At 41.8% G+C, this 15,645-nt stretch carries 8 protein-coding genes; 4 read left to right on the top strand and 4 right to left on the bottom strand.

Annotation, left to right across the window (positions count from 1 at the left end; translation table 11 throughout):
- Positions 1-10: 10 nt before the first annotated feature.
- Complete coding sequence (gene phnW, locus NRIC_RS03065) at positions 11-1,105, top strand: 2-aminoethylphosphonate--pyruvate transaminase (RefSeq protein ID WP_146621236.1); 1,095 nt, start codon at positions 11-13, stop codon at positions 1,103-1,105.
- Positions 1,095-1,913 carry a phosphonoacetaldehyde hydrolase gene (phnX, locus tag NRIC_RS03060; protein ID WP_146621235.1) on the top strand — a complete coding sequence of 273 codons (819 nt, stop codon included), beginning with the start codon at positions 1,095-1,097 and terminating at the stop codon, positions 1,911-1,913. The genes phnW and phnX overlap by 11 nt, the downstream gene beginning before the upstream one ends.
- 38 nt (positions 1,914-1,951) lie before the next feature.
- On the opposite strand, the gene NRIC_RS03055 is transcribed toward phnX, so the two are convergent.
- Complete coding sequence (locus tag NRIC_RS03055) at positions 1,952-2,548, bottom strand: TetR/AcrR family transcriptional regulator (protein ID WP_146621234.1); 597 nt, start codon at positions 2,546-2,548, stop codon at positions 1,952-1,954.
- Positions 2,549-2,659: 111 nt separating this feature from the next.
- On the opposite strand from NRIC_RS03055, the gene NRIC_RS03050 reads away from it, so the two are divergent.
- The gene (locus NRIC_RS03050; RefSeq protein ID WP_146621233.1) at positions 2,660-3,835 is read left to right on the top strand and encodes an alpha/beta fold hydrolase; all 1,176 of its coding nucleotides are present in this window, start codon (positions 2,660-2,662) and stop codon (positions 3,833-3,835) included.
- Positions 3,836-4,397: 562 nt separating this feature from the next.
- Here NRIC_RS03050 and deoC read toward each other — a convergent pair.
- Entirely contained in the window at positions 4,398-5,120 is a 723-nt protein-coding gene (deoC, locus tag NRIC_RS03045; protein ID WP_146621232.1) for a deoxyribose-phosphate aldolase, read from the bottom strand.
- A gap of 538 nt (positions 5,121-5,658) precedes the next feature.
- Between deoC and NRIC_RS03040 the strand changes: the two genes are divergently transcribed.
- Entirely contained in the window at positions 5,659-7,002 is a 1,344-nt protein-coding gene (locus NRIC_RS03040; RefSeq protein WP_146621231.1) for an MATE family efflux transporter, read from the top strand.
- A 76-nt stretch (positions 7,003-7,078) separates the two neighbouring features.
- Here the strand turns inward: NRIC_RS03040 and NRIC_RS03035 are convergent, their stop codons facing one another.
- Both NRIC_RS03035 and NRIC_RS03030 read right to left on the bottom strand, forming a co-directional pair.
- A complete protein-coding gene (locus NRIC_RS03035) occupies positions 7,079-7,852 on the bottom strand; it encodes a Cof-type HAD-IIB family hydrolase (RefSeq protein ID WP_146621230.1) in 774 nt (257 codons plus the stop codon).
- A 372-nt stretch (positions 7,853-8,224) separates the two neighbouring features.
- Entirely contained in the window at positions 8,225-14,485 is a 6,261-nt protein-coding gene (locus NRIC_RS03030; protein WP_146621229.1) for an InlB B-repeat-containing protein, read from the bottom strand.
- Between the last annotated feature and the right edge of the window lie 1,160 nt (positions 14,486-15,645).

Genomic DNA, 15,645 nt, shown 5'->3' with positions numbered 1-15,645 from the left:
GAGGTGGAAAATGAACTACAAATTATTGACCCCAGGTCCGCTCACTACGACCAGCACTGTTAAAAAGGTTATGATGCAAGATCATTGCACTTGGGATGATGAATACAAAACCATTACGCAAGAAATTCGTCAAGAGCTGCTAGATTTGGCTGAAGTTTCAGCGATTGATTATACGACGATCCTTATGCAAGGCAGCGGCTCATTCGGAGTTGAATCTGTCTTAAGTTCCATGCTGCGGCCGAACGATCACATCTTGGTCTGCGTCAATGGTGCCTATGGGCATCGAATGGTCGATATGTGCGAACGACACCAAGTAACCCATACTGTTTATGAGGTACCAGAAACAAAAGCTTTAAAAGCCAAAGACATCCAGAGGATCCTTGAATCCGATACATCTATTACCGCTCTAGCGATGGTCCACAGCGAGACTACCTCAGGAATCTTGAACGATTTAGAGGCTATTTCTGCAGTGGCTGCTCAACAGGGAGTGCTCTTTATCGTAGACGCCATGTCCAGCTTTGGAGGCATCCCAATCAATGTTGGAGAATTAAAAATCGATTTCCTAGTCTCCAGTGCCAACAAATGCATTCAAGGCGTTCCAGGATTTTCCTTTGTTCTTGCCAAACGGCATGAGCTGTTGAAACGGAAACATTTAGCAAAGACCATTTCCTTAGATTTATACGACCAATATGTCACGATGGAAAAAGATGGGAAATGGCGCTTCACCTCCCCTACGCATACTGTCCTGGCTTTTCGCCAAGCGTTAGAAGAATTGCGTTTGGAAGGAGGCATCACACAGCGCTTTTTACGCTACAGTACGAACAATTGTCTTTTGCGTCGTAAAATGAGCGAGCTTGGGTATGAACCCTTGCTGGATAAGCATCAAGGACCGTTTATCAGTTCCTTTTTGTATCCGAAAAATCAAGATTTTGATTTCAAGAGCTTTTACAACCATTTGAAAATCAACGGATTCGTCATCTATCCAGGAAAAATCAGTGATGTCGACTGTTTCAGAATCGGAAACATTGGGGAAGTGTATCCAGAGGATATCCATCGTTTATCAGAAGTCATTGGAAAATATGGGGAGGTCGCACATGTCAGTTAAAACTATTATTTTAGATTGGGCCGGGACGACTGTGGACTTTGGCTGTATGGCTCCGGTCTTGGCCTTTCAAAAAGCTTTTGCTAATAAAGGCATTCAACTGAACAACCAAGAAATTAGAAAACCGATGGGCCTGTTGAAGGTCGAACACATTCGGCAGTTATTGGCACTAGATCGCGTTAAACAAGAATGGTTGGAGCAGTACGGCAGCCCTTCTGACGAAAATGACGTAGACAGTATCTACCAAGATTTTGAACATTACTTATTTGCCGATTTAGCTGAAAATAGTCATCTAAAGCCGGATACAAAAAAAGCCGTCGATCAGCTGCAGGCAGCTGGGTTTAAGATCGGCTCTACGACCGGCTACACTAACGAAATGATGAAGGTAGTAGCCGAAACCGCAAAAATTGAGGGCTATGCACCCGATCACCTGGTAACACCTGATGACGTAAACTCTTTAGGCAGACCCTATCCGTTCATGATTTTTGAAAACATGCGCTTTTTTAAAAATCGTGAAATGAGTGAGGTCATTAAAGTTGGCGATACCATTTCAGACATTCGAGAAGGAAAAAATGCTGGTGTTTTTAGTATTGCTGTAACAGAAGGCAGCTCAGTCATGGGATTGTCGATGGAGGAATACCAAGCGCTGCTCCCAGAGGAAAAACAGGAACTCAATCAGCAAGCAGCGAATACATTCTACCAAGAAGGAGCCGATCTTTGCGTACACAACCTGCTTGAATTAGCCGAGCTATTGCAAGAGAAAGCTTCTATCTATGAGTTAGCGAATAGAAAAAACTTCGGGTCAAGTTGACTCGAAGTTTTTGAGTTTGTAGAGAAAGCCAAAGGCGATTAATTATTTGAATAAAGAAATGCGAAACTGTCTTTCGGCGCACGAAGCCCTTTTTCCAACATATCAGCTAAAGCCTTTAGTTTCATAACATATTGCTCAGCTGTCCACGGGAAAATGCCTGGGTCAAGCAGGAATGTAAACACCGACATGAGGATTTCAGCGTATTCTTGTGGATATTCGCAAATAAAGGTATTTTCTTCAATACCTTGCTCAATGATACGCGATATAATTTGCGACAGTGAGGACAATATCTGTGCCAAAGATTTTTGATGTATGGCGGCGTTCTGCGGCATGTGCAAATATTCGTCCAAAGAGGTGTCAACATAGGAATTGCGATACGTTTTGAGTAAAAGTGCCAGCTTTTGGAGGGCATTTCCATTGCTCTGCTCCACAAGCTCTTTGCAAGCCTGAATAATGTCTTCATATTCACGCATCACTAGAGCATCCAATACTTCTTCCTTTGAACGAAAGTAATAATATAGTCCACCTTTGGCAATCCCGGCTTTCTTTGCAATATCGCTTACTGAAGCCGTACCCGCCTTGCCTTCTTTGAATAACTCCCGCAAAGCATCTAAAATGATTTCTTTCTTATCCACGTTCATCACCACCTTTAAATGCAGTATATCATAAAACCTAAGTTGACCACCGTTCAAATATCTGCTATATTAAAGTTGACCATTGGTCAAAAAAATTCAAGGTGGGGGCTTATGATTGTTACGATTGTCTTTGCGATATTGCTAATTATTGTCGTAGTTGCTCTAATTGCTTTCCTTATTAACGGAATTGCCTTGTTGGTGAAGCACATACGAAAGATGGAAAAAGGCTCGGCAAATCGCCGGACAAAAAAGAACATGATAGTTTTAGTAGTAGCAATAGGCTTGTGTGCTGGATTAGTAAGTATCTCACAATTTACAGCATCAACGCCCGCAATAAGTGGTGAGAATAGTATAGCGGAACTTCGCAAGGTGTCATTGAACGGGCGCGAGGAATGGATTAGCATTCGCGGAAACGATAAAAACAAACCGGTTTTGCTGTTTCTGGCCGGTGGTCCAGGCGGCTCACAAATGGCGGCGGTAAGGCATGACCTAGCTGAACTTGAGCAATATTTTGTTGTGGTGAATTGGGATCAAGCCGGATCGGGCAAATCCTACGGGGCAATGAGGATTGGAAATATTACAGTTGACACCTATATAGAAGATGGTTACGAGCTGACAAAATACTTGTGTGAAACTTTTAGACAGAAAAAAATATATCTTGTTGGGGAGTCGTGGGGCAGCGCGTTAGGGATTTTTCTTATTGATAAAGCCCCCGAATTGTATCATTCCTTTATTGGCACAGGCCAGATGGTGTCCTTCCTTGAAACCGAGGTTACGGATTATGAACTGGCTATGGAAATTGCCCGTGATAAAGGTGATGGTAAAATAATAAAGACTCTTGAAGCCAATGGAATGCCCCCTTATTACGGGAAAGATGTCACATGGAAAAGCGCAGCATATCTAAATTACTTAAGCTCGCATATGGCACAAAATCCGGCAATCCAAAATGGCGGCTATAATACATTCCGCGACCTGTTTTCCAACGAGTATGGCTTACTTGACAAGAGTAACTATCTGCGAGGCATTGTCAACACGTTCAACGGTGTTTATCCACAGCTTTATGATGTTGATTTGAGAATAGATTATCCGACGCTTGAAGTCCCAGTCTACTTCTTTTTGGGGCGGCATGATGTGAACGCACCTACTTCTTTAGTTGAAGATTACTTCTCTATATTATCTGCACCTGAAAAAGAAATTATATGGTTTGAACATTCCGGGCATAGTCCGTGGATAAATGAAAGTGAACGCTTTGTTGAAGAAGTTTTACGGGTAACAAGGATACAATGAGAACATGATTTGTGCTAAACGAACACCCAACGGAAATAAAAAAATTGTAGCAGCGGCTGGATAGGCGTGTCCGAAACAACAAGAGAGTAGACAAACGGCGGCAATCGGGAGGGTGTTACCCTGCTCATCTTTTCTCAAAATTGCTGTCTGAAATATTGGCCGCTGCAAAAATATAACGGCCTCTTTTAGCCAGCAGACAATAACAGCCGCCTCGGTTACTGTTCCTCGCTACGCCTTCATCCGATTTTTTTCCACGCATAAAAAAATCGAATGAAGAATTACTTATACAACTATAAATCTGAAAGAATTTTCCCCATACCACTACACTATGGACGAATAGATCGAGGTTTCCGAGAGAGGATTTGAAGAAACAAGAGATACATTGATTGATCGTTGGTGTTAATAGTTTTCTATTGAATTAGATTAAAAGTGAAATCAACAATGCAAGTGTTGGTTTCACTTTTTATCTAGCGCTTCTTCCACACTTCAGTCAAAAAAGGGAACAATAGCAAAAAGCGCTTTGTTCCCTCATGTATCAAGCCGATTCTAATTAAAAAGTTTTCTAGCTTTTTTCTGGTTTGTCTACTCCTAATACAACAGGTGTTGATTTATAGCCGATTCCCATCCGATCAATCCCCATATCGATCAATTGGAAGAAGTGCTTTTGATCACGGATGCAACCGCTACCCTTGATCTTTGCTCGGCCCTTAGCAACGTCCATTATCACTTGAATAATTTCCGGTGTTGCGCCATGCGCCTCGAAACCAGTCAGGAATCCGGTGCTGGTCTTCAAGAAATCGGCACCTGATTCAATCGCACATTCTGCTGCTTTTTTCACTTCCTCCACTGTCAATGCGTCTGTCTCGAAAATGACTTTGACGATCGTACCATATTTATGACAAACATCCACCACTGCTTTGATGTCGGCTGTTACGTCTGCCCATTTTCCGCTGCGGATCCACCCATAATTTGCTACGATATCCAATTCTGCTACATCACCGCGTTTGCAATACAATTCCGCTTGAACAGCTTTTGATTCTGTTGTGCTGGCACCGAATGGGAAATCACAAACCACACAGATTTCCGTCTTTGTCCCTTTTACTAATTCAGCTGCAATATCCAATGCCGTTGGATTGATACACACTGTTTTACAGTGATAGTCGATACCTTCTTGAATGTACTGGCGAATTTCTGCTTCTGTAAATTCTGGTTTTAATACAGACTGATCGATGTAGCTGCCCAATTCCTCTACAGTCATTTCACTTGCCTTTTTTGTCGGTTTCAAGATAAACACTCCTTTATATTGATTTTCTCTTTGCCAAACCATGTAAAAATTTCTTTTAAAAATGGATCGACACCCTTTCCTACAGCCTCATTCTGTATCACACTATATAGTAAGTATAGAATGCCTTGCACAAAAAGTCACTACTCTTCATTAACCGCTTTCATTTCGTCGATAGCCTCATTCAGCGATCTTGATAAACATAAATTATCGATGGCAATCCACGAACAACGAGTTTAAAAAAGCAACTATTCCAAGGAGATCTCATAACGAATATTAAAGAAGCTCTTTACGATGATGCCCTTCTGTTCTTAAACAGCATAGTGCTGGTTGGGTTGTTTCATTATGGAGTTTGGAGCAAGCAGTTTTTTGCGAGATTGACATTAAATTTTAACTTTGCTAGACTACCTAGTGACGCGGAGGTAACAAACGTATTTATACCGGATAAGCGAAAATTTCTTTACGATGGCTAGGCATCGCATCGAAGGATTCGCTTATCCTTTTTTGCAGGCAAAACATCGTATCCAGGAGGTACATGTAAATGTCTCAAACACAAAAAACACGCGGTCTTGGCAAAGAGCTTTCCCGATACGCGATTCCCGCGGTGATCGGTATGGTGGTCTCTTCTCTTTACAATATCATTGATGGAATTTTCGTTGGACGCGGGGTTGGCGAGCTTGGATTGGGCGCAATCAACATTGTCTATCCATTTATTATGCTGGAAATTGCGTTGACGATGCTGATCGGGATCGGTGGTGCCAATCAATTTTCGATCAACCGAGGACGTCAAAAGGAACAGGTTGCCAACAATATCTTTTTGCAAAGCCTGTATTTATTGGTCGCAATCGGTATTTTGCTTAATGTTTTTGTTCTAATCTTTACGCCAACGGTTGGACGACTACTAGGGGCCAATGACACGTTGCTGCCCTATGTACGAGAGTACCTCTGGTGGATCGCTCTATTTGGCACCATTTATATTCCTGGATTAGGTCTCAGCATTTTTGTGCGAAATGACAATGCCCCACGAAGAGAATTAGCGGGGACATTGACGGGGACTGTTGTAAATATTGTATTGGATTACTTATTTATCATGGTTTTCGACATGGGCCTGGCTGGTGCCGCCATTGCGACTGGGATTGGCCAAACGATCTCGGTTTTGATCTTTGCGACCCATTTCTTGCAGGAAAAGCGAGTCCTGCGTTTTACAAAAGTTTATTGGAACAAACAAGATATCCAAAAAATACTCTTCAACGGATTACCTACCTTTTTAATGGAATTCAGTCAATCTGTCGTAGCGTTTAGCTTCAATTTAGTTCTAATGTCGGTCGTCGGAGCAATCGGCGTTTCTTATTACAGTATCGTGATGTACATTTGTTCAATGTTCAATATGGTTTTGATTGGGTTGACACAAGGGACACAGCCGATCATGAGTTTCCGCTATGGCCAGGCCGAATTGGATTCTGTCAGAGCTGTTCGAAAAATGGCCATCAAAGCAGCTTTGACTGCTACGATCCTTATCTACGCTGCCGTATTCTTTTTCGGAGATTCACTTTCTGCGATTTTCGTCACTAGGAGTCCAGAATTGACGGAGATGGCGGCGGCTATGATGAAGGTCTACTTTCTGGCTTTTTTTCCGATTGGGGTCACTCTAATGAACATCTTGTATTTCCAAGTAACAGAGCAAAGTATCATGGCGATTTTGCTTTCCTTCTTGAGATGTGTTGGTTTTATTCAGCTGGCTCTGTTGCTTCTGCCGCCTTTTTTAGGGGTCGTTGGAATTTATCTCGCCTTCTTCTGCGGCGAATTATGCCACTATCTCTTGTCGGAGCTGTTTCTAAAATTCAGCAAACGCGAGCGGCCACTTAAGATATATAAAGGCGTTTAAAAAAATAAACCCAAGACCTCCTGCTTCAGTGGAATTCTACTGAAGACGAGGCCTTGGGTTTTCTACTTGTTAGAACTTAGATCCAGCCGAACTTGCGGCAGGCTTTAAAAATGCCATCGTTGACATTCGGCTGTGTCACATAGTCGGCTTTGTCTTTCAATTCTTGTGGAGCATTGCCCATAGCGATATTGGTCCATTGCGGATGGAACATCACTAAATCATTGGTGTCGTCGCCAAACACGACTACATCCGAAAGCTCACCACCCACAAGCTGCATCATCTCCACGATGCCGCTGTATTTATCATCATACTGGAAAATCAAATATTCAGGCACGAAACGCAGATAACCTATCGTGTCTTTCAGCGTGAGTCTGTGCTCTTCTTCTTTTGAAATAGAAATATAGATTTTGTAGATTTCCTCAAGACTGTCAACATCCAAGTCAGGATCAAAGACATATTCTGTCACCTCTTGACGTTCCCCTACCTGCTCACGAAATTTGTCATCTTTGGCCCAGACTTTGATTGAATCCTCCAACATGATCAACATGCCATAACCCAATTCTTCGGCTTGATGAATCAGTGCTCGCGCCTTCTCGATCTCTAAAGGCTTGTTTCGCAAAAGTTTGTGTTCTCGCACCAGCCCACCACCACCACAGCACACCATATTTTCCAAACCAATCTCTTCCATAAAAGGCGCTGCTTTGTAGTGCGCACGACCTGTGGCGATCGCCACAAAATGACCATTGGCCTGCAGCTGCTCCAAAGCCCTTTGCGCACTAGGAACGATCTGATCGGTTTTTCGGTCAGTCAGTGTCCCATCAATGTCGAAAAAAATATACTTCTTCTCCAAAAGTAACCCCCCATTTTTCTGAATCGAATCTTGTATTATTTGGGTATTATAGCATGAAATCAAATCTATCTGATCGATACTCCATACAATTGCCAAAAAATTGAAAAAATCCGCTTGGCTTAACGTCAAGATGAAGGGATCCCGTCAACCTACGAAAAGTACAGGTAGACCGAGTTCGAGCTTATTAGAAGCTAACAAGAAGAGGATAAGGAATTGTAATGAATTGATTTTATAGGTTCGCAAGCTTTTCGAAAATTGATAAGAGCATTCCAAGGATTAATTATTATCGGATACGATTCGGCTTTACTCTATAGGTCATACAAAAGGATCAAAAACAAACGTTTCATTTGTTTTTGATCCTTTATGCTTTACTTATTTCTCTTTTCGCTTCCACCAACCTGCCAAAGCAACACCTACTGTGGCTAATCCAACGATCACTAGACCGGGATCTGCGATCATTCCTGTTCGAGGATAATTCTTTGCTGCGGTATAGGTTGTCGGGTAGGTCTTATGCGTACTGGTTGGCTTGCTTGACGTTCCGGTTGTTGTTCCGCTAGGCTTCTCGATTGGCTTTAAGTTGGCGATAGCTGTTTTTAGTTCTGTGAAAGCTGTGTCGATTTGTTGAGGGGTGGCTTTTTCGTCCGCCAGCACTTTTTTCGCTTTTTCCAGTGCCGCTTCGTAGTTCTTCCAGCTGTCTTCTGTGTACTTGTTTTTGTCGCGTTGGGTTTCTTGTTCTTTGTTGACCAGGTCCTCCAATGCAGTCTTCTTGGTTTTCCATTGGGCAAATAGTGTGATTGCGCCGTTTGGTTCTGCAATCAAATTTTTGACCTCTTGGCTATCTGTGTAGGTGGTACCTTTTCCGTCTGCTTGGGTGTTCCAGCCGACGAAGGTATAACCATCACGGGTAAAGGTATTTTCAGATAGTTTGGCTGCTTCGTCATAGATCAATTGCTGCGGTGGAAGCTCCCCTGCTCCGCCATTTGAATCAAAGGTTACGGTATATTGATTGGCTTGCCATTGAGCAGTCAGCGTACAATTGCCGGTTGCGCCAGCTTTAATACTTGTGATCTTTTCTTTGTCTTCATTGAACCAGCCCAAGAAGGTGTAGCCAGTCTTGGTTGGTGTGGTGAACTCATCGATCCCTTTTTCGATTGTATAAGTTTCGGCTGGAAGTGCTGAACCGCCAGCACTATCGAAGGTGACTGTATACTCAACGGCTGTCCATTTAGCAATCAATGCTCTATTCCCCGTCATTCCTTTTTCAATCGTTTCGACTTTGGTTTCCCCATCGTACCAGCCCAAGAAGATGTAGCTCTCTCGTTCTAGGTTAGGCAAGGAGAAGGTCTTCGTTTCAACGTTATACTCGATTGGTGAAACTGCTTCGCCACCATTACTGTCAAAGGTAATGGTATAAGTGTCCATTGTCCATTTAGCAGTCAATGTACGGTTGCCCGTTTCTCCTGCTTGGATGCTTTCTACTTTGGTTTCGCCGTCATACCAGCCTTGGAATGTGTAGCCTGTTCTGCTCGGTGTCGTGAACGTATCTATGCCTTGTTCCACCGTGTAACTTTGGACTGGAATTGCTGAACCACCTGCGCTGTCGAAGGTGACTTGGTATTCGATGACTTCCCATTTGGCTAACAGCTGTTTATTGCCAGTCGTTCCTTTTTCGATGGATTTGATTTTCGTCTCGCCATCGTACCAGCCTTGGAAGATGTAGCCTTCACGCGTTAGCTCTGGTAGTTTAAAGGTTGCAGTTTCGACGGTGTATTCTTTATTTGGAACCGCTTCGCCACCATTACTGTCAAAGGTAATGGTATAAGTGTCCATTGTCCATTTGGCAGTCAATGTACGGTTACCGGTTTCTCCTGCTTGAATGCTTTCTACTTTGGTCTCACCATCATACCAGCCTTGGAACGTGTATCCGGTTCTGCTCGGTGTCGTGAAAGTATCAATGCCTTGTTCCACCGTGTAACTTTGGGCTGGAACTTCTGAACCGCCTGCGCTGTCAAAGTTGACTTGGTATTCGATGACTTCCCATTTGGCTGCCAGCTGTTTATTGCCAGTCGTTCCTTTTTCGATTGATTCGACTTTCGTTTCGCCATCGTACCAGCCTTGGAACGTGTATCCGGTTCTGGTTGGTGTATCGAAACTGTCAATGCCTTTTTCGATCGTATAGTTTTGGGCTGGAACTTCTGAACCACCTGCGCTGTCAAAGCTGACTTGGTATTCGATGACTTCCCATTTGGCTAACAGCTGTTTATTGCCAGTTGTTCCTTTTTCGATTGATTCGACTTTCGTTTCGCCGTCGTACCAGCCTTGGAATGTGTAGCCTTCACGAGTTAGCTCTGGTAATGAGAAAGTGTCCGTTTCAACTGTATACTTCTTATCCTCAACTGCTTCGCCACCATTACTGTCAAAGGTGATGGTATAAGTGTCCATTGTCCATTTGGCAGTCAATGCACGGTTGCCCGTTTCTCCTGCTTTGATGCTTTCTACTTTGGTTTCGCCGTCATACCAGCCTAAGAAGGTGTAGCCAGTCCTAGTTGGTGTGGTGAACGTATCAATCCCTTTTTCCACTGTATAGTTTTGGACTGGAACTTCTGAACCACCTGCGCTGTCAAAGCTGACTTGGTATTCGATGACTTCCCATTTGGCTAACAGCTGTTTATTGCCAGTTGTTCCTTTTTCGATTGATTCGACTTTCGTTTCGCCGTCGTACCAGCCTTGGAACGTATACCCTTTTCTGGTTGGTGTATCGAAACTGTCAATGCCTTTTTCGATCGTATAGCTTTGGGCTAGGATGGTGCTGCCACCCGCACTATCAAAAGTTACCTCGTAGGCAATCGTTTTCCATTTGGCTATCAGATTTTTATTTCCGATGGAGCCTTTTTTGATTGATTCAACTTTGGTTTCGCCGTCATACCAGCCTTGGAACGCGTAGCCCGTTCTGGTTGGTGTGGTGAAAGCATCGATCCCTTTTTCCACTGTGTAGCTTTGGGCTGGAACTTCTGAACCACCTGCGCTGTCGAAGGTGACTTTATATTCGATGGCTTCCCATTTGGCTACCAGCTGTTTATTGCCGGTCGTTCCTTTTTCGATTGATTCGACTTTGGTTTCATCATCGTACCAGCCTAAGAAGGTATAGCCTTTACGATTAGCTTCAGGCAATAAGAATGTTTCAGTTTCGACGGTGTATTCTTTATTCGGAACAGCTTCACCGCCTTTGCTATCGAAAGTGATGGTGTAGGTTTCAGCGGTCCATTGAGCAAACAGCGTAACCTGACCATTGTTCTCATCTGTAAGATTTTTTACAGTTTCTTTGTCTGCATAGGCTTGCCCTTTACCATCCTTTTGAGTATTCCAGCCACTAAATTTATAGCCTTTTTTGGTAAAAATATGCTCTGTCAGCTTCGCATCCTGATCATAGGTCATCCCTTGGGGTGCTTGAGTTCCCTCGCCACCATTCGAATCAAAGTGAATCTGATAGGAATTGGCTTGCCATTGCGCGTAAAGAGTAATTGTCTCACCATCTGTGGCAGAAAGATTCTTTACCGTCTGCTGATCTGTATACGATTTCTCTCCATGTCCATCGGCTTGGGAGTTCCAGCCAGTGAAGGTGTAACCTGTTTTGCTAAAAGCGTTCGCAGACAATGGTTTTTCTTCGTCATACTTCAGCTCTTGATCCTGCATCGTTCCTGTCCCGCCATTTTTATTGAAACCAATCGAATATTGATTCAGCCGCCAAGTTGCGACCAATTGAATAGGCGCAGTAATTTTCGTCTGATCAAAGTCAAATGCTTCCCCCTCAAGCGTCCAGCCGGTAAATTGATGGTTGGCTTTCGTTCCATTATAGTTCGGATCAGCCACTTTTCTATTTTCGAAAATTCGTTGAGCAGTCAACTCCGTACTGCCACCGGTGACATCAAAGGCTACTTTATGTTTCTTTTGAATCGTGTAAGTATGTGCCTTCGTATCCGATAATCCATTATGTCCACTAATTAAATCAGTTGTTGAATCAAACACATTCTCTTCGTCATCCATCACCCAATGGTAGGTCGTTTTTCCATCATTTTCTGAAGTGGGCAGACTGCGTAAATCTTGCTGAGAGTCCATTTTGAACGATTTGGAACAGGTTAGCTCGGAGAGGTTGTTGCAGTTTTCAAACATTTTATTTATTGCTGCGTTTTCGGTTTTCCAGCTTGAGATATCTAAACTGGTGAGATTGCCACAGTTAGCAAACATCCAGTTCATCCATATTACGTTTTCTGTATTCCAGCTTGACAAGTCCAAACTGATGAGGTTACTACAGCCATCAAACATAAATTCCATATTCTTTACATTTTCTGTATTCCAGTTTGAGATATCTAAACTAATGAGCTTCCCACAACCATCAAACATATTATACATGTGATCTACTTTTTCTGTATCCCAGTTTGAGATATCCAAACTGTTGAGGTTGCTACAGCCAGCAAACATACTACTCATGCTTGTTACGTTTTCTGTATTCCAGTTTGAGATATCCAAACTGTTGAGGTTGCTACAGTTATAGAACATAGCATTCATTCTTGTTACGTTTTCTGTATTCCAGTTTGAGATATCTAGACTAATGAGCTTCTCACAACCACAAAACATACTACTCATGCTTGTTACGTTTTCTGTATTCCAGTTTGACACATCCAAACTGTTGAGATTCCTACAGTCATAGAACATATCACTCATGTTTGTTACGTTTTCTGTATTCCAGTTTGACACATCCAAACTTATGAGATTCCTACAGTCTTGGAACATATAAGCCATGTTAGTAATTGCTGAAGTATCTGCATCTGCAAATGTAGCAGACGTTAGCCCATAATTAATCATAAACAACCTTTCGAATGATCCCGTCAACTTCACTGGTCCACTAGTGCCTGATGCTTCAATTGCAAAGGTTTTTGTTTTACTCAATTTTGAACCTAGAACCGCCCCTAGATCAATCTCTACAGGCTTATCATAAAGTGTTGACGGAACCTTGATGTTCTCTCCTGTTCCGGTATAACCAATAATCCTAGTGTAAGTACCTGCATCCTCAGTTATCCACTCAGATTGCTCCCAATTTGCCTTTAGTTCTAGTGGTTCAGTCACTTGCTGGGTAAAATCATAAGGCTGACCGTTCAAGTTCCATCCGATAAAGTTGTGGTCTCTTTTGGTTCCCTTATAGTCAGGAACAGCAAGTACTTCCTGATCCCAGACAGTGGTTGCTGCAGGTTGATCGCTTCCACCATCTGCATCAAAAGAAACTGCGTGTTTCTTTTGAATCGTGTAGGTATGAACATTCGCATCTGATAAACTATTGTGCCCACTGATTAGATCAGCCGTCGAAGGGTACACTTCTTCGCGATTATCCCTCACCCAATGATAGGTCGTTTTCCCATCATTTTCTGGAGTGGGTAGACTGCGTAATTGTTGCTGAGAGTCCATTTTGAACGATTTGGAACAGGTTAGCTCGGAGAGGTTGTTGCAGTTTTCAAACATTCTATTTATTGTTGCGTTTTCTGTATTCCAGTTTGACACGTCCAAACTGATGAGGTTGCTACAGTTATAGAACATATAGTTCATATCTGTTGCGTTTTCCGTTTTCCAGTTTGAGACCTCTAAACTAGTGAGATTGCCACAGTTAGCAAACATCCAGTACATCTCTATTACGTTTTCTGTATTCCAATTTGACAGATCTAAGCTGCTGAGATTACTACATTCAGCAAACATATAGTCCATCCTTGTTACTTTTTCTGTATTCCAGCTTGACACATTCAAACTACTAAGATTGCTACAGCCAGTAAACATACTACCCATGTTTGTTACGTTTTCTGTATTCCAGTTTGACACATCCAAACTGATGAGGTTGCTACAACCTCGGAACATATGAGCCATGTTAGTAATTGCTGAAGTATCTGCATCTGCAAATGCAGCAGATGCTAAAGCAGAATTATTCGCAAACAACCCTGCGAATGATCCCGTCAACTTTACTGGTCCACTAGTGCCTGATGCTTCAATTGCAAAGGTTTGAGTCATTACGTCATATCCTTCAAGGTGTGAGCCTAGTACCGTTTTGAGATCAATCGCTACTGGTTTGTTCTCAATTTCTGAAGGGATCGTGATGCTTACACCGTCACCGCTGTAACCCTTTATAACCATATAACCGTTTTCTTCTTCGGCGTACCAGTCTCCTGCATTTGCAGTGGGACTTTGCGGCAATCCTCGTCCTCGCACAGATAATTTATCTGATTCCTCTGTTGACTCTAGTGTTTCTTCCTCTGTAACTTCCGTTTTCTCTGATTGTAGTATTTGTTCTGCTGTCTCAGTAGTTTCACTAGATGGTGTAATATCTTCTTGTGGCTGTTCGACTGGATCGGCTGTGGGCAGCGATTCATTGGTAGAAAGAATAGGTAATTCGGATTCTGTGGAAAGCGTTTCTTCACCCTTTATTTCAGTTGTTTCATTAGCCAAGACTTGGATCGGAACAAAAGCGTAATTTCCTAATAGCAACATGGTTGATCCAACAATACTAATCAGCTGCCTATTGAATTTCTTGAAGACAAAACGCTGCTGCAGATGACCTTTTTTAATCTCTTCATTTTTACCCCGCTTCTTCATTTTTTTGACCCTCCTTTATTTTGCATCACTTCTTTTTTCTAGTGGATATTTTCAACCAGTTAACCTCTTCGACTGTAGCAGCTATCGTTATTTCCCTCTTATAAAATAGGACTCAATTTAATTAAAACACATCTATTTCAGTTTGTGGAGGTTGTGTTAGAACAAACAGCAAAAATGTAGAAATCTGTTTTTTTAAAAAGAGAAAACTTCTTGCTTTTTCTCTTCTCTCTAAAAATAAATGCATTTTCGAAATGGTTTTTCAAGAGAAGCTATGATAAATTGACATTCTTATTCAAAATAGTCAGCTGATCCTGTCTTTTCAAATATATCTTAGTACCAAAAACTTCCATATTTATTTCAACTGTTTGACCATTGAAGGATGATTTTGCATGATGTTTCATAACCTTTTCCATAATCTGCTTTTATGCACAGCATAATTCGGCAGTGTTGTGGAGAGTAATGTATCTCCTAACTCTTCCCAAATAATATTTTGGGTAACCACATAATTTAAGACAGTTGGTTTAAGTTGATAGCCATAATAGGAAATTAATGATATGCGATCCTTTTCAGTAATAGTCCCTACTTGTACGATGCACATAGTAGCAACTCCCGTGAATCCGCATTTACTAATATTGAGAGCATAGGAATTTCACCTCTCCGCTATTTACGCCGATCTTTAAAGAAGTATCATTATATCTCCAGATTTCATCGCATCATGTTAGCTCATGATTAACCCCATCTAAGTACTCGCTTAATCTAATTAGATTAAGCGCTAGAAGTGTTATGGCTCTTTCTGAAGGTTCTTGTACCTGGAAATTTTCTATTCACTTTTCAAAGATCAAAAATACTTTTCATCAACTACATAAAATTCGAATGTTTAGAAATGAAACTTGGTTAGTTGAATTCTCTAATTTTTTTGATTCTCTGCATATTTCGATATTTCTTTGAAAAAATAAAAAAACCCAAAAATCAATTTAGACATTTGGGTTCGAGTCATTATTTACTATGAATAAGAGAAAACTATCTCATCTATTTAGAAAAAAGTAAATTTATCTTTGAAGTTGTATGGGATTCTATACAACTAATGTACGGTATTTAACAAGAAATTAATATTTGAAACTCTGAACTATTTTATTCTCTTTATAGACCTTACTCGATTT

The organism is Enterococcus florum, assembly GCF_004309355.1.
Classification (GTDB): domain Bacteria; phylum Bacillota; class Bacilli; order Lactobacillales; family Enterococcaceae; genus Enterococcus_A; species Enterococcus_A florum.
The sequence above is the reverse complement of the archived record's forward strand: the minus strand, read 5'-3'. Positions and strand labels throughout refer to the sequence as shown.